This window comes from Bacillus sp. GbtcB10 (assembly GCF_019091365.1).
GTDB classification, from domain to species: domain Bacteria; phylum Bacillota; class Bacilli; order Bacillales; family Bacillaceae; genus Bacillus; species Bacillus altitudinis.
In genome coordinates, this window is record NZ_JAGXJP010000003.1 from 637621 (window position 1) to 656265 (window position 18645).

An 18645-nucleotide genomic window follows, 5' to 3' on the forward strand; every position below is an offset into this window, starting at 1 on the left:
ACAACTCCTTACACGACTGTTTTCTCTTGATTAAACTTCCTGACATCGACAAATCGGCCATGTATGGCAGCCATTGCAGCCATTGCCGGGCTGACAAGATGCGTTCTTGCACCCTTCCCTTGACGTCCCTCAAAGTTACGGTTTGATGTAGATGCACAGCGTTCACCTTCTGGCACCACATCGTTATTCATGCTGAGGCACATACTACAGCCAGATTCTCTCCATTCAAATCCTGCTTCTAGGAAAATTTCATGAAGACCTTCTTCTTCTGCTTGCAGTTTGACACTTTGTGAGCCAGGAACCACAATCGCTCTGACATGATCAGCTACTTTTTGTCCTTCAATCATAGAAGCGGCTTGGCGTAAATCAGTCATTCTTGAGTTCGTACATGAGCCAATAAACACATGCTCAATCGTAATATCTTCAATACGCTGATGCGGGTGAACCCCCATGTATTCATAAGCACGTTTTGCTTCTTTTTGGTCATCTTCTTGTGCAAAATCTTCAGGTCCTGGAATTGCTGCATCCACAGGGAGCACCATTCCTGGGTTAATTCCCCACGTGACCATTGGTGAAATATGATTTCCATCTAAAACAATGGTTTTATCATAGGTCGCACCCGGATCTGTTCTTAGTTCTTTCCATTCTTTTATCGCTGCTTCAAAATCTTCACCCTGCGGTGCGTATTTGCGTCCGCGGCAATATTCAAAGGTCACTTCATCAGGTGCGATCAATCCTGCTCTTGCGCCTGCTTCAATTGACATATTACAAACGGTCATCCGCTCATCCATTGACATGTTTCTGAATACTTCCCCAGTGTATTCAATGACATAACCTGAACCGAACTTCACGCCATGTGCGCCAATGACTGCTAAAATGACATCTTTGGCTGTTACCCCTTTTTGAAGCGTTCCGTCTACTCTAATTTCTAGTGTCTTCGGACGCTGTTGCCAAAGTGTTTGTGTGGAAAGCACATGCTCAACCTCACTTGTGCCAATCCCAAAGGCAAGTGCACCAAATGCGCCATGTGTAGATGTATGACTATCTCCACATACGATTGTTTTTCCCGGAAGTGTTAAACCAAGCTCAGGTCCAACGACATGAACAATTCCTTGGTCTACACTGTGAAGGTCAGCTAGACGGACCCCGAATTCAGCACAGTTGCGCTCTAGAGCACTGACTTGCTTCTTCGCAATCTCATCTTTTATCACAAATCGATTCACAGTCGGAATGTTGTGATCCATCGTCGCAAATGTGTTTTGTGGTCTTCGCACCTTGCGCCCTTTTTGTCTTAATCCTTCAAATGCTTGAGGTGACGTCACCTCATGCACCAAGTGCAGATCAATATATAAAAGGTCTGGTTTTCCCTCGCCATTTTTGACAACATGCTGATCCCATATTTTTTCGATGATTGTTCGAGGCATAACCCTTTTTCCTCCCTCTACCTAATTCAACAAGATTTCTATTTATACAATGGTTTTCGTACGTTGTTTGAGTGCATCTACAACGGCTTTCGTGATATCATCAGTCGTTTCATACGTTCCCTCTTTTGATGCTAGGTCCTTTGTTCGTTTGCCAGAGGCAAGAACGGCTTCCACAGCTGCTTCAATTGCAGCCGCTTCTTCTTCTAAAGCAAAGGATGTTCTAAGCAAGCTGGCTGCTGACAATATAGTAGCCAGAGGGTTTGCGACATTTTGCCCCGCAATATCGGGTGCTGAACCATGAATCGGCTCATATAAATGTAGGCCGGTGCTTGATAAACTAGCAGATGGCAGCATGCCGAGTGAGCCAGTAATCATAGATGCTTCGTCACTTAAAATGTCACCAAACATATTCTCTGTCACGATGACATCAAATTGAGCGGGCTTATAAATAAGTTGCATCGCAGCATTATCGACGAGCATGTGCTCATATGCGACATCTGGATACTGGGATGCAACTTCTTCTACCGCATCCCGCCATAGTTTACTCGAAGCGAGAACATTTGCTTTATCCACAGACGTTACTTTTTTCCGTCTCGTTAACGCCATGTCGAACGCTTCTTTTAATACACGAACAATCTCTTCCTTTGTATAAAGAAGTGTATCAACCGCAGCTTCTTTTCCTTCATCATCCGTGTAGCGCTCACTTGGTTCGCCAAAGTAGAGGCCTCCAGTTAATTCACGAACGATGACGAAATCTACTCCGCTAATGTGATCTTGTTTTAACGGTGAAGCCTCACTCAAGCTATCAAATACTTTGACAGGGCGGATGTTCGCAAATAAGTCCAGCTGCTTGCGAATGGAGAGCAAGCCTTTTTCTGGGCGAAGTTCTGGCGGGTTTTGATCCCACTTTGGTCCGCCAACGGCTCCTAATAAAATCGCATCTGCGCTTTTGCACACTTCTACTGTTTCTTTAGGGAGCGGATTGTTTTTTTCATCTATCGCTATACCGCCAATGAGAGCTGTTTCAAATTCAAATTCGTGTTGAAATTGAGCCGCTGTCTCTTTCAGGACAGCGACGGCTGATGTGACGACTTCCGGTCCGATTCCATCGCCGGGCAAAAGTGCAATTTTCTTTTTCATGAGTCCCTTCCTCCTTTCTTATGAGATGGCGTGATGTTTCTCAATTTCTATTAGGTTTGATTTAAAGATTAAATGTCTATTCACTGCATTGACGTAAGCTTTAGCCGATGCTTCCAGCACATCTTGCGCTACACCGCGTCCTGCTGTTTCTTTTCCTTCTATTGAAACAGTGACATATACTTCCGCTAGTGCGTCTCTGCCTTTTCCATTGGATTGAATACGATAATCTAGCAAATGAATTCTTTCCTCCATACAGCGCTCAAGCGTGTTGTACACAGCTTCTACACTGCCTGCACCTGTAGCTGCTTCTTGAATGACTTCCTGCGTTTCTTGATTTTTAAGAGAGACTGTCGCTGTCGGCATTTGCTCTGTCCCATAATGAACTTGAAGACTTTCAAATTCATAGCCGATTTTACGGTCTGCTACTTTTTCTTCTAATATAATAGAGATCAAATCATCATCTGTGATCTCTTTCTTCTTCTCTGTTAAGTTCTTAAAAGTTTCGAAGAACTTATTGATTTCTTCTTCAGTCAATTTAAAGCCAAGTGTTTTTAAGCGGTCTTTAAATGCGTGTCTTCCGGAGTGTTTACCAAGGACAAGCACATCTGTTGTGACGCCTACAAGCTCTGGAGAGATAATTTCATAGGTTGTTTTTTCTTTGAGGAATCCATCTTGGTGAATACCTGATTCATGGGCAAATGCATTGTTTCCAACGACTGCTTTATTACGCGGTACAATCATACCTGAGTATTTGCTCACTACATCACTTGTGCGCTTAATTTCATTCAACTGAATGGTTGATTCGACTTGGTAAAAGTCTTTGCGAATATGAAGGGCAACTGCTATTTCTTCTAAAGCAGCATTCCCTGCGCGCTCTCCAATACCGTTGACAGCTGTTTCAATTTGATCTGCTCCATTTTCAATGGCAGCAAGTGAGTTCGCTACAGCCATTCCTAAATCATCATGACAGTGTGCTGACAAGATGACTTGATCGATATTTGGAACGTGTTCCTTCATATATTTAAAGATATTTCCGTACTCTTTTGGTGCTAGGTATCCAACAGTATCAGGCAAGTTAATGACACTTGCGCCTGCGTCGATCACTTTTTCTACAATTTCTGCTAGGAAAGAAAGATCTGTCCGGCATGCATCTTCTGCTGACCACTGAACAACTGGGAAGCGCTCTTTCGCGTATTTCACCATTGAAACAGCTTGTTCAACCACTTCTTCACGTGTTTTCTTTAGTTTATGCTTGAGGTGAATGTCAGAAGTCGCAATAAAGACGTGTATTCTTGGTTGAGCTCCATCTTTTAATGCGTCCCATGCAGCATCAATGTCACCTTTCACACATCGTGCAAGTCCTGCAACTGAACAGTTCTTAATCGTTCTTGCAATTTCTTGTACGCCTAAGAAATCCCCTCGGGATGAAGCGGGAAAACCCGCTTCAATGATATTAACCCCAAGGCGCTCAAGCTGCTTAGCAATGATTAGCTTTTCTTGTGCATTTAAGTTCACTCCTGGTGATTGCTCTCCATCTCGAAGTGTTGTGTCAAAAAAATTAATTTTTCGCACCGACGCTCACCGCTTCCTTTTTCTTTCCTTGTTTAACGAAAGGCATCATTTCACGAAGCTTTCTTCCGACGATTTCAATTTGGTGCTCATTTTCATTTGCATTGATCGCATTGAAACGTGGACGATTCACTTGGTTTTCAACAATCCATTCTTTCGCGAATGTTCCGTTTTGGATGTCAGTCAAGACTGCTTTCATTGATTCTTTTACTTTTGCATCCACAACGCGTGGTCCTGATACGAAGTCACCCCATTGCGCTGTATCAGAGATTGAATATCTCATACCTTCTAATCCTTCTTCATACATAAGGTCAACGATCAATTTCAGTTCATGCAGACACTCGAAGTATGCAAGCTCTGGCTGATAACCAGCTTCTGTTAATGTTTCAAAACCTGCTTTAACTAATGAAGTAAGACCTCCACAAAGAACTGCCTGCTCACCGAATAGATCCGTTTCTGTTTCTTCTTTAAATGTTGTTTCAAGAACGCCCGCTCTTGCTCCGCCGATTGCTTTTGCATAAGCCAGTGCTTTGTCTTTCGCTTGACCTGATACATCTTGATAGATAGCAAATAGTGCAGGTACACCAGCGCCTTGCTCATATGTTCTTCTTACAAGATGTCCTGGACCTTTTGGAGCCACAAGATACACATCTACGTCACTTGGAGGAACAATTTGATGGAAGTGAACGTTGAATCCGTGTGCGAATACAAGTGAATTACCTGCTTCTAATTGATCTTTGATTTCTTCATCATATACTTTCTTTTGCTGCTCATCTGGAAGTAATACCATGACGACATCTGCTTGTGCTGCTGCTTCTTTTACTGTGAATACTTGATGGCCGTCTTCTTGTGCTTTTGTATAAGATCCGCCTTTTCTCACACCGACAATCACATCTACGCCGCTCTCTTTTAAGTTCAATGCATGTGCATGACCTTGTGATCCGTAACCAATGATAGCTACCTTTTGACCATTTAATACGTTTTCTTGAATATCACCGTTATAATATACTTTTACCATTTGACTCTCTCCTTTTGTTTAGACAATTGAAATTGTTTTATTTGTTTGCGGCTTTTGCTGATTATCTCTCGCAAAGGCCGTGGTGCCAGTTCTGGCGACTTCTTTAATGCCGTATGGCTTAAGTAATTCAATGAGTGCTTCAATTTTTGAAGACTCACCTGTCACCTGAATGACGACACTCTCTCTGCTCACATCTACAATAGAAGCTCTAAAAGGTTCAATGACCCCTGTGATTTCCATTCTAGATGCTGGTGCAGATACGACTTTTATCAAAGCCAGCTCTCGCTGAACGATTGATTGGTTTGTAATATCCGTTACTTTGAGGACATCGATTTGTTTGTTCAGCTGTTTTGTCAGCTGTTCGATGTCTTTCTCCTGGTCTACATGGACGACGAACGTGATGCGTGATACATCTTGAATCTCAGAATGGCCGACCGTAATGCTTTCAATATTGTAGTGTCTTTTAGTAAAAAGGCCTGTGATTCTGTTCAGTACGCCTGATCGATTTAATACAGTCAACACAATAATTCTTTTCAAGGTTTCACCCCCACCATCTCATGAAGTCCTTTCCCCGGTGCTACCATCGGGAATACTTTCTCATCTCTCGCTACATTGACATCGATGAAAACAGGCTCTCTAGAGGTTAAGGCTTCTTCGAGTTTTTCTTGCGCCTCTTCGTCTGATGAGATTCTGATCCCTTTAATGCCATAAGCTTCAGATAATTTCACGAAGTCTGGCTGCTCTGAAAATTTAGAATGTGAGTAGCGTTCTTCGTAAAAAATTTCTTGCCATTGTCTTACCATTCCAAGACTGTGATTATTCAGAACAATCACTTTCACTGGAAGGTTCAGCTCACGGATAACGGCAAGTTCTTGCAGGGTCATTTGAAAACCTCCGTCTCCTAAAATCGCCACAACCGTTGCCTCTTGATCAGCTAGCTGCGCGCCAATCGCTGCCGGTAAACCAAATCCCATTGTGCCAAGCCCACCAGATGTCACCCACTTATCGGCATTTTCAAATGGATAGAACTGTGCAGCCCACATTTGGTGCTGTCCGACATCAGTTGCCACAATGGCTTCACCTTTTGTAAATTGATGAATGTATTCGATCAGCTTTTGAGGTTTAAAACCTTCAGCTTCGTTTTCAACGTACCAGAGTGGATATTCTTCCTTCCACTGATTTAGCTGGCTCTTCCACTCGTCTGATTCACCTTGTTTCCCGTCCTGCTTGATCAGTTCTTGAAGCACTAGCTTACTGTCACCAACAACTGGGATATGGGTGTGAATGTTTTTACCAATTTCCGCTGGGTCGATATCAATATGAGCCACCTTCGCATGCTTTGCAAAATGATTGAGGTTGCCGGTTACCCTGTCATCAAATCTCGCTCCGATTGAAATGAGTAAGTCACATTGATGTAGTGCCATGTTCGCTGCATATGTGCCGTGCATACCCGCCATTCCTAGGAATAGAGGATGCTTTGCCGGGAATCCACCAAGCCCAAGCAATGTATGGGCGACAGGGATTTGCTGCTGCTCTACATATTGCCTTAATTCTTCCGACGCTTTGCCATGAAGAACGCCAGCTCCTGCTAGAATAACTGGTTTCTTTGCTCTGCTTACAGCTTCTACTAACTTGCGAATTTGCAAATAATTCGGCTCAATTTTCGGCTGATAACCAGGCAAATCAATTGGCTGATCGTATTCAAATGTCCCTTCAATACCAGCGACATCTTTTGGAATATCAATCAAGACTGGACCAGGTCTGCCGGTTGTTGCGATGTGAAATGCCTCTTTAATGACACCCGGTAACTCTTCTGGACGTCTCACTTGATAGCTGTGTTTTGTGATTGGCATTGTGATACCAAGTACATCTGCTTCTTGGAATGCATCTGATCCAATGACTGAGGTTGCCACCTGTCCAGTGAAGATAACCATAGGTAGTGAATCAATCATCGCATCTGCAATTCCTGTGACTAGGTTTGTTGCCCCCGGTCCTGATGTGGCAATAACAACGCCTGGTTTACCAGATACTCTTGCGTATCCCTCCGCTGCGTGAATCGCTCCTTGCTCATGTCTTGGCAGAACATGAAATAAACCAGAATCGTAAATTTTATCGTAGATTGGTAAAACGGCTCCGCCAGGATAACCAAAAATGACTTCTACTTTTTCTCTTTTGAGTGCTTCAATTAACATGAGTGCACCGTTCATCGTTTGTGGTGCATTTGATTTTTCCGTCTCCATTTGTACATTTGTCCCCATTTGATTTCCTCCTCTTTGTCTTGCTTCAGTCAAGTCCTTTCACCCTTTTCCATTCAAGATAGAGATATGAGACCATATAAAAAAGCCTTCTCACCCCACAATGACACTACTTTTCACTAGGTCAAAGGGGCGAAAAAGCTTTGTTTTTCGCGGTACCACCCTTGTTCACGGCAAATCATGCTGCCGTCTCATGGACATCTTTCATCCATTTTGGTAACGAGTGATGCAATGTCACTCGGTCTGCCCTACTATCATTTCAAGCAGACACTCAGAGGTGAGTTCACTTTAGAAAGTAACACCGGTTTCCAGCTAGCACCGGCTCTCTGTAGATACTGACTCTAAAGCTACTAGTCCTCTTCAACGTTTATCGATATCTATTTAGCTTGCGTGAATGTTCTCATCGGTAAAGACTACTTTTTCTCCTTCTTCAACGACTCGCTTGCGGAATTGTTCAAGAAGTTTGTTTGTGTGGAACCCTGGCTTTCCTTCGCCAATGATACGGCCGTCAACTTTTACAACAGCGATGACTTCGGCAGCGGTTCCTGTCAGGAAGACTTCTTCAGCTGTATACACATCATGTCTTGTGAAAGGTTCTTCTTTCACTTCGTAGCCTAAGTCTTCTGCAATCTCCATGATGGCATTTCTTGTGATGCCTTCAAGAGCGCCGATATAACCTGGCGGTGTATAGAGCTTACCTTTTTTATAAATAAACACATTGTCTGCAGAACCTTCTGCCACGTACCCTTGATCGTTCAGCATCAGCGCTTCACTCACACCGGCCATATGGGCTTCGATTCGGACAAGGATGTTATTCAAATAGTTTAATGATTTCACTTTTGGACTTAGTACGTCAGGACGATTTCGCCTTGTCGGTACCGTCACAATATCAATACCTGTTTCATATAGGTGCTTTGGAAAGATGGCCAGCGGCTCTACAATGATCACTGTGTTGGCTCTCCCGCAGTTGTTTGGATCTAAGCCAAGATCACCGGTCCCTCTTGAGACAACAAGGCGGATATAGGCATCTTTTAGGCCGTTCCTTTCAACTGTATGAATCATTTTTTCAGTGAGCTCCTCAAGTGAATATGGAATGTTCAGCATAATGGATCTAGCGGAATCATACAGGCGATCTAAGTGTTCTTTCATTCGAAAGATATTTCCGTTATATACACGTATTCCTTCGAACACACCGTCACCATATAAGAAGCCATGATCATAAACTGAAATTTTCGCATCCTCTTTTTTCACGAGTTCATCGTTTAAAAAGATCCACTGTTCCTTTTGGTCTTCCATCTTCAGTGAGCACCCTCTCTTTCAAACAAAAAGTAGTTGAATTTTCAGACACTTTATATTGAAGTGTCTCACGCTTACTCTGCGTGTCTGTTTGCTTTTGTTGAACCCATCTTACGCCGCTTTCCATACAGTGTCAACAGCATTTTTAAAATTATTAGACAATTTAGACTAATCAAAATAAAATGTATACGCTTACACCTTTGCTAGACAAGGAATGAAAAAACTTAAAATTTTTTGTATTTTTTCTTCAATTTATTTACTCTACATGAACGGTTTTCTTTTGAACAAGCTTTTGTGATATTTTTTCACATGGTTTTTGAAGAATATTGTGAGATTTCATTGCGTTTGTTTTTTCCTTCAGCATGCCTTTCTAAAGCGTTTTCCTATGAATTTGTGATAGAATGAGAGCATCTAATAGAAGGAGGGCAATACATGGCTAACATCAGAGGTTATATCGGAACGTATACAAAGGGAGACAGCAAAGGAATCTATTCTTTTACTTTAAATACGGACAAGCAGCAGATTGAACAAGTAGAAGTGGCTGCAGAACTTGAAAATCCTACATATTTAACTGTCTCAGATTCTCAAAAGTTTGTGTATGCTGTTGTGAAAGAAGGAGCACAGGGCGGTCTTGCTGCGTATCAAATTGATGCCGACACCGGCGCACTTCGTTTCATCAACCAAGAGCTTGCCGATGGGGCTTCTCCTTGTCACGTCAGCGTGGACAGCCAAACGAAAACGGCGTTTACAGCAAACTATCATAAAGGAACAGCAGAGATGTATGAAATTGATGCTGAAAACGGCTCAGTGATCCGCACACTGTCACAGGCGCAGCATGAAGGCACTGGACCAAACGAAGACCGTCAAGAAAAACCGCACACCCACTTTATGGGTTTGACGCCTGATGAACAATTTGCGGTGGCTGTTGACCTTGGCACAGACGGTATTTATACGTATAAGAAAGAAAACGGCAAACTTGAGCTTGCCCATACATTTGAAACAAAACCAGGCAGCGGCCCTCGTCATATCACATTCCACCCAACGAAACCTGTGGCATATGTCATGACAGAGCTCAGCTCAGAGGTCATTGTACTTCGTTACTTTGAAGATGGTCATTTCGAAGAGATCCAAACGATCGCAACCATTCCTAATGACTTCACAGAGAATAATCAAGGCAGCGCCATTCATGTGTCTTCTGACGGTCAATTTGTGTATGCAGGAAATCGTGGACATGACAGCATTGCCATTTTCAAAGCAGATCATGACGGCAAACTAAGCCTCGTTGAAATTGCTTCATCTGAAGGAAATTGGCCTAGAGACTTTGTCCTTGATCCAACAGAAGAATTTCTCGTTGGTTCAAACCAAGAATCTAGCAACCTTGTGTTATACAAACGTGACAAAGAAACCGGTCGACTCACTGTCTTACAATCAGACATCACCGTTCCGCATCCGGTTTGCGTGAAATTTTTAGGATAATGAAAAAAGCCTCCGTTTAGGAGGCATTAGATTGTTGACAAAGGGCTAAAATGAACTTTATTTTAGCCCTTTGTCTTTTTTTCAGCGTAGTTGAAAACCCTTGAAGTCTAGGAAGAACGAGCACCGAAGCGCAGGACTGACAAAGAATGCGAGGGTTTGTCTACACTTTTAAGAGGCTTTTCTTTAAGCAGACGGCATACCGCCATCTTCAAGCTTTTGATCAATGAAAGACGTATCGCTTTTTTCACCGAACCATTTTCCCAGCCTGTCTTTCGCTTTTCCTTTGACATCGTCATCAATGTACATTGCCACTTGAAGCAGAGCAAATGTGATGGCGCCTAGATCATCTGTGTAGCCGATCCCCACCAATGTATCAGGGACCAGATCAATCGGAAGGATAAAGTACCCTAGCGCCCCAATGATGAGGATTTTCGCTTTAACCGGTACTTCGGGTTTTTGCAATGTATAATAAAGTAATAACACAGCATAGACAAGAGAAACTCCAGCTTTTTGTGCCGTCTTTTTTAACTTTTTCCAAAAGGCATGATCATTAAAATGCTTCTTTGAACGCTTTAATAGTTCTTTTTTCTCAGAACGATTCATCGTATCGCCTCCATATTCAGCATAGCCCTTCCACCTTATTTATACAAGAAATCCACTCATTCGACAAACAAAAAGCAGCAGAAAGCTGCTGCAATCTACTGCTCTTTGTAAAATTTTTCGATCGCCTTATCGATGTATACCCATCCTTTATACGACACATGAATCGTATCCTTAAAGAAATATGGGTCATACTCATGAGAAGTCAAATCTGCGACTTCATACCCATTATCTCGAATTTGACGATTGATTTTTTGATAATAATCTGTACGTCCCTCTTTCGGAAAACCAGTGTAATCATACCATTTTCCGTTGACGGGAATCGTCACAAATAAAGGCTTCGCCCCTGCCTGTTTTAAAATATCCAGCATGATCTGGAAATCTTTATATTCAGGTGATTCTGCATAAGAATTGTCGCGACGAGAATCCTTCATCTTTTTCATGATCGGCTTCAGCTTGCGGTCAAACAGTCTCTGATCAATATAAAACGGGTTGTCCCCTGCTTTTTCAGATCCTAAGACGCTCGCTTCTTTTTCAAGCTCAGTCCATGTTTTCCTTTTCACTGAAGGAGACGGACGAAGCTTGCGCTCATGCCCAGACCCGATCGTATAGTACATGTCTTTCTTTTGAAGCATGCCATAATACATTTTTGCAATTGGAGAAATCGCGCCATAAGCGAATTTGTTCCCAGAAAGCTCTGCTTTAAAAAGTTCTGTGATGACCATGTCGTTCTTTACTGCCTTAAACTTCATGATTCTTTTGATGAGCTCTTTTTTAACAGCTGGATCAATTTCTTTATTATAAGCGAGATCAAGCGCCTGAAGCGCTGAATAGTTAGGAGCAAAGTGATTCTCGTCTGATCCCCATTTGACAAACCACTGCGGGGACACGATAAACACAAGCTTTTTCCCTTTTAATTCATCCATATGCGCTGCAAAGTTCATGGCATGAATTAATGATTGCGATCCACCTTTTCCAACAAGATAAGGTGTAAACCCTTGAGGATTTTCATGAAAGAAATTCGAAGGGTGATATGGATCAAAACGTGATAGTTCAGAAGATCCATAGATCGGCAAATAAGTTGGATCTTTTAGCATTTCATCTTGTAAATAAAGCCCTTGGAACATCCCTGGATCTAATTCTGTGGCTGACTTTTGTAATTTGTCTTTTGGGATCAGATGTGAGAGCCATGCATTTGGTACAAGAAGAACACCAATGAATAGAACAGCCGCTAAAATAAGCGGCCCAAAAAAACGCTTTTTCATTACTTCATCTCTGCCAGCTGCTCAGCAATGTGATTCGGTGTATCCCACACATCACGATCAAATTCTGTAATTGGAACCATAATTCCTAGCTGACTTTCAATTGCCATGAGCAATTCAACTGTACCAAATGAATCAAGAAGACCTTCTTCAAAAATCGCAATCTCTGGATTTTCTTTCACAACGTCATCCTGACAAACCTCTGCAATAATACCGTATACTTGATTTTTAAATTCCATAATTTTCTACTCCCTTATCCATTAATGATGAAATGGTTTTCCTGAAAAAATATAAAAACCGAAACAAATGACGTGGAATGTAATAATGATCGACACAACCATTGTGACCTTATTATCCGGCCACCACTTGTGCTTTTTATTCCACTTCTCAAATAAATTGTAACCGGACATCACAACTGCATGGTATAGTCCGTAAATAATATATTGAAGGGCGAGACCATGCCAAGCACCCATCAATAGAAAGAGGACAAAGTACCCAATATTTGATACAGCCATCCGGTTCTTGATCCACTTCTTCTTTGTCATAAAGAACACAAATCTCATAAACACATAATCTCTGAACCAAAAGGATAGCGACATGTGCCAGCGATTCCAGAAGTCTTTAATATTACGGCTGATAAACGGTTTATTAAAGTTTTCTGGTGATTTAATGCCCATGATATAACTCACACCTACAGCAAATGCTGTATATCCAGCAAAGTCAAAGAACAAATACATACTGTACGCATACATATACGTTAACTGTTGAACAAAGTGACTGCTGCTAATGTGATGAATATTCATGAGAATATACGTGTGAATGAGATAACCAATAATGAACTTATATAAGAACCCAATAAAAATTTTATGAATCCCTGCATATAGAAGGTCACTGTACACTTCCTTTTCAGGCGGTGTATCCATATCCTTTTCAAACCGGCGGTAACGATCGATTGGACCTGATGAAATCGTCGGGAAAAAGACGATGAAATAAACCAAACGGTGAATCGGGATTTTCTTTTTAATCAAGCCGTCTCTTGTCTCGATAATTAACTGAACACCTTTAAATGTTAAGTACGAGATCCCCAAAAAGCTCAGCCAGTTCATTGGCGGCGGTTGATGCGGCTGATGAGTTAAAAAGAACGGTAAAACCTTTGATAGCACAAGCGGCAAAATAGATGCCACCACTGCCATATAGAAGACAGACGCCTTGTTCGCCTTCAACCGGTACGCAAGGTATAGGCGGATGATCAAGACTTGCCATACTGTAAACAAGAACAGCAGCAAAGCGCCATGTGCATCCTTTGAGAAAATAAGCGCGAGTGCCACAACCGTTGCAAACATGTTGTAGCCCTGCATTCTTTTGCCGCGAAGACCAAGAATCATCGTCGGCAAAAGAAGAATACCAATTAGAATGAAGAAAAAGAATGAACTAAACGGAATCATAGAAGAACCTCTTTCGCGATTCTTTTACGGTCAACCTTCCCGTTTGGCGTCATGTACAGCTGCTCAAGATAAACAAACTTTCTTGGAATCATGTACGCAGGCAGTGAATCCGCCATTTCTTTCTTAATCGCACTTGTCAGCTGATATTCTTTTTCAAAGGAATGCTCAGTTGGGACAATTGCTGCAATTAAGTACTCCACATGCCCGTTTGGCTGAAACGGCACAATCACACAAGCATTGACATAGGTTGTCTCGCTTACATGATATTCAATTTCTTCAAGCTCCATGCGGTATCCATGTAGCTTAATTTGATAGTCCAGACGACCGTGGCACGTAATCAAACCATCCTGCGCCACACCTGCGTCACCTGTGCGGTAAGCAGGGCGTCCTTCGTATTCAAAGAACACTTTATCCGTTAAGGCTTGTTCACCTAAGTAGCCTCTCGTGACGCTTGGCCCCACGATGACAATTTCCCCTTTTTCCCCATCAGGGAGTGTCTTGCCTTCTTCATCTAAAATGACGATATCTGTATCCGGTTTGGCATAACCCACTGGTAAAGAATCGTGCTGATCAAGAATCTCCTGCGTGACTTCAATCGATGTAATCGCAACAGTTGCTTCAGTTGGACCATACGTATTAAAGACCTGCGCCTTAGGAAAACGCTCAAGAAGCGCACTTGCTACAGAGACAGGAAGTGCCTCACCGCAGAAAAGGAAAACGTTTAGCTTTGGTAAAAGCTCCCCTGTAAAGGAAGGATCCATTAAGCACATTTGCACAAAGGAAGGTGTGGATGTCCACACTTCAACGTCAGATTGACCAAGCGCTGCAAACATATCCTTCGGCTTATTCACAAGATCTTTCACTAAACAGTAAAGCGTGCCGCCTGATTGAAGCGTTGGATAGAGATCCATCACTGATAAGTCAAAAGAAAACGGCGCTTGATTTAAGAACGTGCGCCCCTCACCAATTGGGAAATCGCGGCACATCCACTCTGTAAAACTTTCTAAATTATTGGCTGTTACCTGAACGCCTTTCGGTTTTCCGGTACTGCCAGACGTGTAAATAATGTAGAAAACATCATCTTGTTGAACCCACTGCGTGGATGGGGGTGCTTCTTTTTCAAGTGCTAAAAGCGATGCCGCACTCTTCACTTCAATATGTTCTTCTACATCTAATACATTCTGCTCATTTGCACATATCAATAGACTGGCTTTTGAGCTTTCAATGATTGAGACGATGCGCTCGACAGGTATGGAGATATCGACCGGAATATAGGGTCTGCCTGATTTCACACTGCCTAAAAAAGAAATCAGCATCTCTGGCTCCATATGACCGTATACAATGACAGGTGCACTGTCAGTTGCGACTGTATCAATCGCACCAGCCATTTGGTCTGATAGACGCCAAAGCTCATCATATGTGATCGAAGCATGTTGAGAAACAAATGCTGGCTGTGTCGGTTTCGTTTGTTGGTATTCATGAATCGTGTGTAATAGTTTCATAGTTTAATCTCCAATTAAAAATCGTTGTAAATGAATGATCCCGTATTTGCTGTATGGAATCCGTAAATAAAGAACAATAATAGCAAAATAAGTAAGTAAAAGCTTGTATATCCTATCCATTTTACAGACTTATTTTCTGATAGCTTTTTGAATAGCATATTGATAACCTCTTTTCTTTTGACACTTATAAAGACGCATGGATCATCAAAAGAGTTTCATATCAAAACATAAAATTTTTAAGAATTGATGAAAAAAAGATGTCCAAAGTATGAACGTGTCTTCGGGCAAAGCTGTCTTATTGTAACAAAGATTTAATGTAATTGAAATGAAATGGAAGCTTAAATTTGCCTTAAAATTGCTGAAAACTGTCGAACAAACGCAAAAGCCACCTAGTTTGACTAGATGGCTTTGATGTTATTTACTTTTTATATTTATTCACTTCGAACATGAGAATGTTGTTGAATACCACATAGTCCTTTTTACTTTCAAAAGGACCTTTGTTGTTGTCATGCTCGTCAATTTCATAAAACCCTGGACCTTCGCCAGCATCACGTTTTTTGTACCATGATAGGAAGGCGTTGACTTCTTTCATTGAAAGGTCATACTCTTTTTGCAAACCATTGACCATTGTGATGATGAGAAGAGCATCGCCGTCTTCATCTGTTTTATCGTCTTTTGGTGGTGTGGTTGGTTCTGGGTCTTTGTCGCCTGGGGTTTCTGTGTTGTTTTCTTGAGGTAATGCGTCTTTTAGAGAAAGTGATATGACAGATTTAAATTTTTCTCTTGCGCGAGGCATATCACCATTTGTGTTTTCTTCTCCCCCAATGATATAAAGATTATCATTGACAATAGCAGCGGAGTGTCCCTTTCTATAAAAGGTTTTAGGTGTTTGAACGCTATACCTTGTTCCTAAAATTACATCATGTACCGATAATCTAGCAGTTCCACCTGTAAGTAAAACTTTATTATTGTAAACAGCTGTCGCATAATACCCCGCTGACCAACCACCTTGCTTTTTCATCCACGTATCTGTGTCAGGATCGTATTCACCGATCATTTTATTTAAAGCCTCTGTCCCTCCAGATAAATATAACTTACCATCTATCTCATTTAACGTTCCGGCAGTCACAATATAATCTAAAGAACTTTTCTTTTCCCATTTTTTCGTGTCTAGGTCATAGCTGTATGTTTTCATTTGATAGTTACCCTCTTTTGCGACAACTAAAATTTTCCCTTTTACACTGCTCGCATATATTCTATATGGTGAGACTTTTGTTTCCAACGGAATATCTTCAAGCTTTTCCCACGAATCATTTTTAGTATTATAAACTTCTACTGTCTTTACTACTCCATCTGTAGACATTCCACCTATGACATATATTTGGTCATTTAAAATTGCCGTAGCAGCCCCATATCTAGGAGTTGGCATTGATGTTTTACTTGACCATTCATTTTTCTCAGGATCATAAACAAAAGTTTGATCTGCACCTTGTCGTTGAGTTGGCCCCTGACCTCCTATGATATATATCTTGCCGTCAACTACGCCACTACTAGCACCAACACGTGCCTCTGGCAAATCTGCTTGTTCTTTCCATTCTACTGTGTCTGCTTTTACTGAATGTAACGGATAAATTAATGACGAGATTAATAGGAAGAATATTAATCCTAATCTTTTCAAGAAAATCACTCCTTAAAATTGTGTACTCAACATTTATCGGTTTTTTCATGACTTTCTTCATACTTTTGTTATATTTTTAATAATTTAACACTTTATTATCTAATACCGATTCACTAATCGTTGTATGTTTATCTATTTTTCTTCCGTTCAACTTTTATTTATTTCAACTTTATCTCCTTCACGATTTCTATAAAGACACGATATTCAGAAACAAATAAAAAAACCCATAGTTTCATGGGTTTCTCATCAGTCCACTATAAGAAAATCCGTCACAAGACAAGCAGGATCCCCGTTTTCATCCAGCCCCCAAAAGCTTGAATACATCCCATCATCGAAGCCTGTTGTAAACATGGCAATGTCCACCTTGTCATGAAAACGGGTGACAAGCCAGTCCCAAGTGTGCTTGTAGTTTTGCTCAAGCGCTTCTTCAAATTCCTCATAAAGATAGAAATCATTGTCCTCTTTATAGCGCTTATCCTCATAAGCTTGTAAATATAGTGCTGCTTCCGCATCCATGAAAGAGCCCATACCCGTATTTACACCGTAGCCGTAAAACTCGTCTTCTTTCAAATGTTTGAGTTCCTGCCCCGCTCTTGTGACAAGCTCCCATTCTACTACTTGCTCGTTTGTAAACTTGATCATTGCATAGGCTATGCGTTCGTCGTCGCTTTCTAACCGCTTAACCATAAGTAGAATAGGATATTTCGCTAGATGAACTTTCCTAGAAAAAGATTGATCTCCCTCTGAAACAAAAGGGTCACAAGCAACGATATGACAGCTCGTGATCTCGATATAGCCTAACTGTTTTGCAAATAATTGGTCACCTTCTGAGAAGTTTGTCTCTTTACCTTTATATAGTAGGTGGTGCGGGATTTATGTTATACATGTGATCATTCCTTTCAAGGAAAACATATAGGTTTGCTTTATACAAACATTTATTAAATTAAACCATTCTTATATACATCTTCAGGTTTTATTGAATTGTTCATACATTTTCTATATCCATACTTATTTATTTCTTTCAACCAAATGCTTTCTATTTCATCTCCTGTAACAGGTTTTTGTACTCCCCAACTTTCACATAATAATCCTATATCTAGTTCTTGTAGTTTTTCTTTAATAAGAATTGCATTCTTATTAAGAAGCATTAGAACCTTTGACAAATTATATTCATGGCCATCAATTAATATTTCTGATGTACCACCAGCTGAAAATTCATCTCTCATAGAGGGACTAACGAGCTGGTATTTAGTTAATAAATAAGAAACGGTTCTTCTATACTTCGGGAAACCTTTTTTATAATTTTTATTACCTTCTATAAATATTTCTGGAAAAAGCACCATGCATTCCGCAATTTTATTGTTTTTCTCCTCTGTTGTTAATGAATTAAATTGTACTATCTTCGGAACCATATCCTCATTTTCGTTCGAATCCAGCCACCATAAGTCTTCACCTTCCCTCAAGTTGGAACGTACAAATTCCTTTATTCTATTTGATTTATCAGTTGAATCTAATACCTTAAATTCATCATAGGTCATATTAATTTTATGTAGGATTGAATTTTCTTTTTGCATATCCATATTAATAAAGAATCTTGGTGAGTGTGTTACCTTTACATCCTCTAAAACATCTTCATATTTTTTATACCGTACATTTATTCTATTCCCATTCATCTGTCCAAAAACAAGATATATTTGATCAGTCACATTTGATTTTAAAGTACCTTCGAAGATACTATTACCTACTGATTGCCAATTTTTATTTTTTGAAAACTTTACTTCCACACCGTACGATCCATTTATAACTATATCAGGAAATGTTTGCTTCCCGGTCTGTTCCACAGTTAATTCACTAGAGATTGAGTTCATTATGTGATATACATAATTTTCAAATTCATCACCTGATTGGTATTCACTCAAGTCATCTGCTTCTGTGATAATTTTACATGTTTCATGTATTAATTTCTCAACATTCATATTT

Annotated in this window: 17 protein-coding genes and 1 other annotated feature; of the genes, 1 reads left to right on the top strand and 16 read right to left on the bottom strand. The window is 40.8% G+C overall.

Annotation, left to right across the window (positions count from 1 at the left end):
• Positions 1–8: 8 nt before the first annotated feature.
• The 7 genes from leuC to ilvE all read right to left on the bottom strand — a co-directional run bounded on the left by leuC (position 9) and on the right by ilvE (position 8702).
• A complete protein-coding gene (gene leuC, locus KVT11_RS13515) occupies positions 9–1424 on the bottom strand; it encodes a 3-isopropylmalate dehydratase large subunit (RefSeq protein WP_007501575.1) in 1416 nt (471 codons plus the stop codon).
• A 42-nt stretch (positions 1425–1466) separates the two neighbouring features.
• Positions 1467–2564 (bottom strand): 3-isopropylmalate dehydrogenase, encoded by a 1098-nt coding sequence (leuB, locus tag KVT11_RS13520; RefSeq protein WP_039166990.1) that lies wholly within the window; start codon positions 2562–2564, stop codon positions 1467–1469.
• An 18-nt stretch (positions 2565–2582) separates the two neighbouring features.
• A complete protein-coding gene (locus tag KVT11_RS13525) occupies positions 2583–4136 on the bottom strand; it encodes a 2-isopropylmalate synthase (RefSeq protein ID WP_008342850.1) in 1554 nt (517 codons plus the stop codon).
• Entirely contained in the window at positions 4123–5151 is a 1029-nt protein-coding gene (gene ilvC / locus KVT11_RS13530) for a ketol-acid reductoisomerase (protein WP_007501581.1), read from the bottom strand. Before ilvC ends, KVT11_RS13525 begins: the two co-directional genes overlap by 14 nt.
• A gap of 18 nt (positions 5152–5169) precedes the next feature.
• Positions 5170–5688, bottom strand: coding sequence for an acetolactate synthase small subunit (gene ilvN, locus KVT11_RS13535; RefSeq protein WP_007501584.1), 519 nt, complete (start codon positions 5686–5688; stop codon positions 5170–5172).
• Positions 5685–7409 carry an acetolactate synthase large subunit gene (gene ilvB / locus KVT11_RS13540; protein WP_008342854.1) on the bottom strand — a complete coding sequence of 575 codons (1725 nt, stop codon included), beginning with the start codon at positions 7407–7409 and terminating at the stop codon, positions 5685–5687. The genes ilvN and ilvB overlap by 4 nt, the downstream gene beginning before the upstream one ends.
• 122 nt (positions 7410–7531) lie before the next feature.
• Positions 7532–7779: a binding site (T-box leader), on the bottom strand.
• Positions 7780–7787: 8 nt separating this feature from the next.
• Positions 7788–8702 carry a branched-chain-amino-acid transaminase gene (gene ilvE, locus KVT11_RS13545; RefSeq protein WP_072367470.1) on the bottom strand — a complete coding sequence of 305 codons (915 nt, stop codon included), beginning with the start codon at positions 8700–8702 and terminating at the stop codon, positions 7788–7790.
• Between the two features lie 432 nt (positions 8703–9134).
• Between ilvE and KVT11_RS13550 the strand changes: the two genes are divergently transcribed.
• Complete coding sequence (locus KVT11_RS13550; protein WP_008342861.1) at positions 9135–10178, top strand: lactonase family protein; 1044 nt, start codon at positions 9135–9137, stop codon at positions 10176–10178.
• A gap of 183 nt (positions 10179–10361) precedes the next feature.
• On the opposite strand, the gene KVT11_RS13555 is transcribed toward KVT11_RS13550, so the two are convergent.
• From KVT11_RS13555 to KVT11_RS13595, 9 genes are all read right to left on the bottom strand, one after another.
• Positions 10362–10781, bottom strand: coding sequence for a YkvA family protein (locus KVT11_RS13555; RefSeq protein ID WP_116307237.1), 420 nt, complete (start codon positions 10779–10781; stop codon positions 10362–10364).
• 95 nt (positions 10782–10876) lie between these two features.
• The gene (dltD, locus tag KVT11_RS13560; RefSeq protein ID WP_116307239.1) at positions 10877–12043 is read right to left on the bottom strand and encodes a D-alanyl-lipoteichoic acid biosynthesis protein DltD; all 1167 of its coding nucleotides are present in this window, start codon (positions 12041–12043) and stop codon (positions 10877–10879) included.
• Positions 12043–12279, bottom strand: coding sequence for a D-alanine--poly(phosphoribitol) ligase subunit 2 (dltC, locus tag KVT11_RS13565; RefSeq protein ID WP_017367737.1), 237 nt, complete (start codon positions 12277–12279; stop codon positions 12043–12045). Before dltC ends, dltD begins: the two co-directional genes overlap by 1 nt.
• 21 nt (positions 12280–12300) lie before the next feature.
• Positions 12301–13485: a D-alanyl-lipoteichoic acid biosynthesis protein DltB gene (dltB, locus tag KVT11_RS13570; protein WP_025207735.1), complete on the bottom strand. Its 1185-nt coding sequence runs from the start codon at positions 13483–13485 to the stop codon at positions 12301–12303.
• Positions 13482–14987: a D-alanine--poly(phosphoribitol) ligase subunit DltA gene (gene dltA, locus KVT11_RS13575; protein WP_210552109.1), complete on the bottom strand. Its 1506-nt coding sequence runs from the start codon at positions 14985–14987 to the stop codon at positions 13482–13484. Before dltA ends, dltB begins: the two co-directional genes overlap by 4 nt.
• Positions 14988–15001: 14 nt before the next feature.
• Positions 15002–15151 carry a teichoic acid D-Ala incorporation-associated protein DltX gene (locus KVT11_RS13580; RefSeq protein ID WP_024427820.1) on the bottom strand — a complete coding sequence of 50 codons (150 nt, stop codon included), beginning with the start codon at positions 15149–15151 and terminating at the stop codon, positions 15002–15004.
• A gap of 254 nt (positions 15152–15405) precedes the next feature.
• Entirely contained in the window at positions 15406–16665 is a 1260-nt protein-coding gene (locus KVT11_RS13585) for a Kelch repeat-containing protein (protein ID WP_116307241.1), read from the bottom strand.
• A gap of 246 nt (positions 16666–16911) precedes the next feature.
• On the bottom strand, positions 16912–17538 hold the full coding sequence (locus KVT11_RS13590; protein WP_210552473.1) for a DUF4241 domain-containing protein: 627 nt from the start codon (positions 17536–17538) through the stop codon (positions 16912–16914).
• A 65-nt stretch (positions 17539–17603) separates the two neighbouring features.
• On the bottom strand, positions 17604–18641 hold the full coding sequence (locus KVT11_RS13595; RefSeq protein WP_116307245.1) for a hypothetical protein: 1038 nt from the start codon (positions 18639–18641) through the stop codon (positions 17604–17606).
• Positions 18642–18645 lie beyond the last annotated feature (4 nt).

What these genes read in the sequence shown, in the direction of transcription:
- leuC (WP_007501575.1), bottom strand. Translation starts at nt 1,424, where the DNA reads ATGCCTCGAACAATCATCGAAAAAATATGGGATCAGCATGTTGTCAAA.
- leuB (WP_039166990.1), bottom strand. Translation starts at nt 2,564, where the DNA reads ATGAAAAAGAAAATTGCACTTTTGCCCGGCGATGGAATCGGACCGGAA.
- ilvC (WP_007501581.1), bottom strand. Translation starts at nt 5,151, where the DNA reads ATGGTAAAAGTATATTATAACGGTGATATTCAAGAAAACGTATTAAAT.
- ilvB (WP_008342854.1), bottom strand. Translation starts at nt 7,409, where the DNA reads ATGGGGACAAATGTACAAATGGAGACGGAAAAATCAAATGCACCACAA.
- ilvE (WP_072367470.1), bottom strand. Translation starts at nt 8,702, where the DNA reads ATGGAAGACCAAAAGGAACAGTGGATCTTTTTAAACGATGAACTCGTG.
- KVT11_RS13550 (WP_008342861.1), top strand. Translation starts at nt 9,135, where the DNA reads ATGGCTAACATCAGAGGTTATATCGGAACGTATACAAAGGGAGACAGC.
- KVT11_RS13555 (WP_116307237.1), bottom strand. Translation starts at nt 10,781, where the DNA reads ATGAATCGTTCTGAGAAAAAAGAACTATTAAAGCGTTCAAAGAAGCAT.
- dltD (WP_116307239.1), bottom strand. Translation starts at nt 12,043, where the DNA reads ATGAAAAAGCGTTTTTTTGGGCCGCTTATTTTAGCGGCTGTTCTATTC.
- dltC (WP_017367737.1), bottom strand. Translation starts at nt 12,279, where the DNA reads ATGGAATTTAAAAATCAAGTATACGGTATTATTGCAGAGGTTTGTCAG.
- dltB (WP_025207735.1), bottom strand. Translation starts at nt 13,485, where the DNA reads ATGATTCCGTTTAGTTCATTCTTTTTCTTCATTCTAATTGGTATTCTT.
- dltA (WP_210552109.1), bottom strand. Translation starts at nt 14,987, where the DNA reads ATGAAACTATTACACACGATTCATGAATACCAACAAACGAAACCGACA.
- KVT11_RS13595 (WP_116307245.1), bottom strand. Translation starts at nt 18,641, where the DNA reads ATGAATGTTGAGAAATTAATACATGAAACATGTAAAATTATCACAGAA.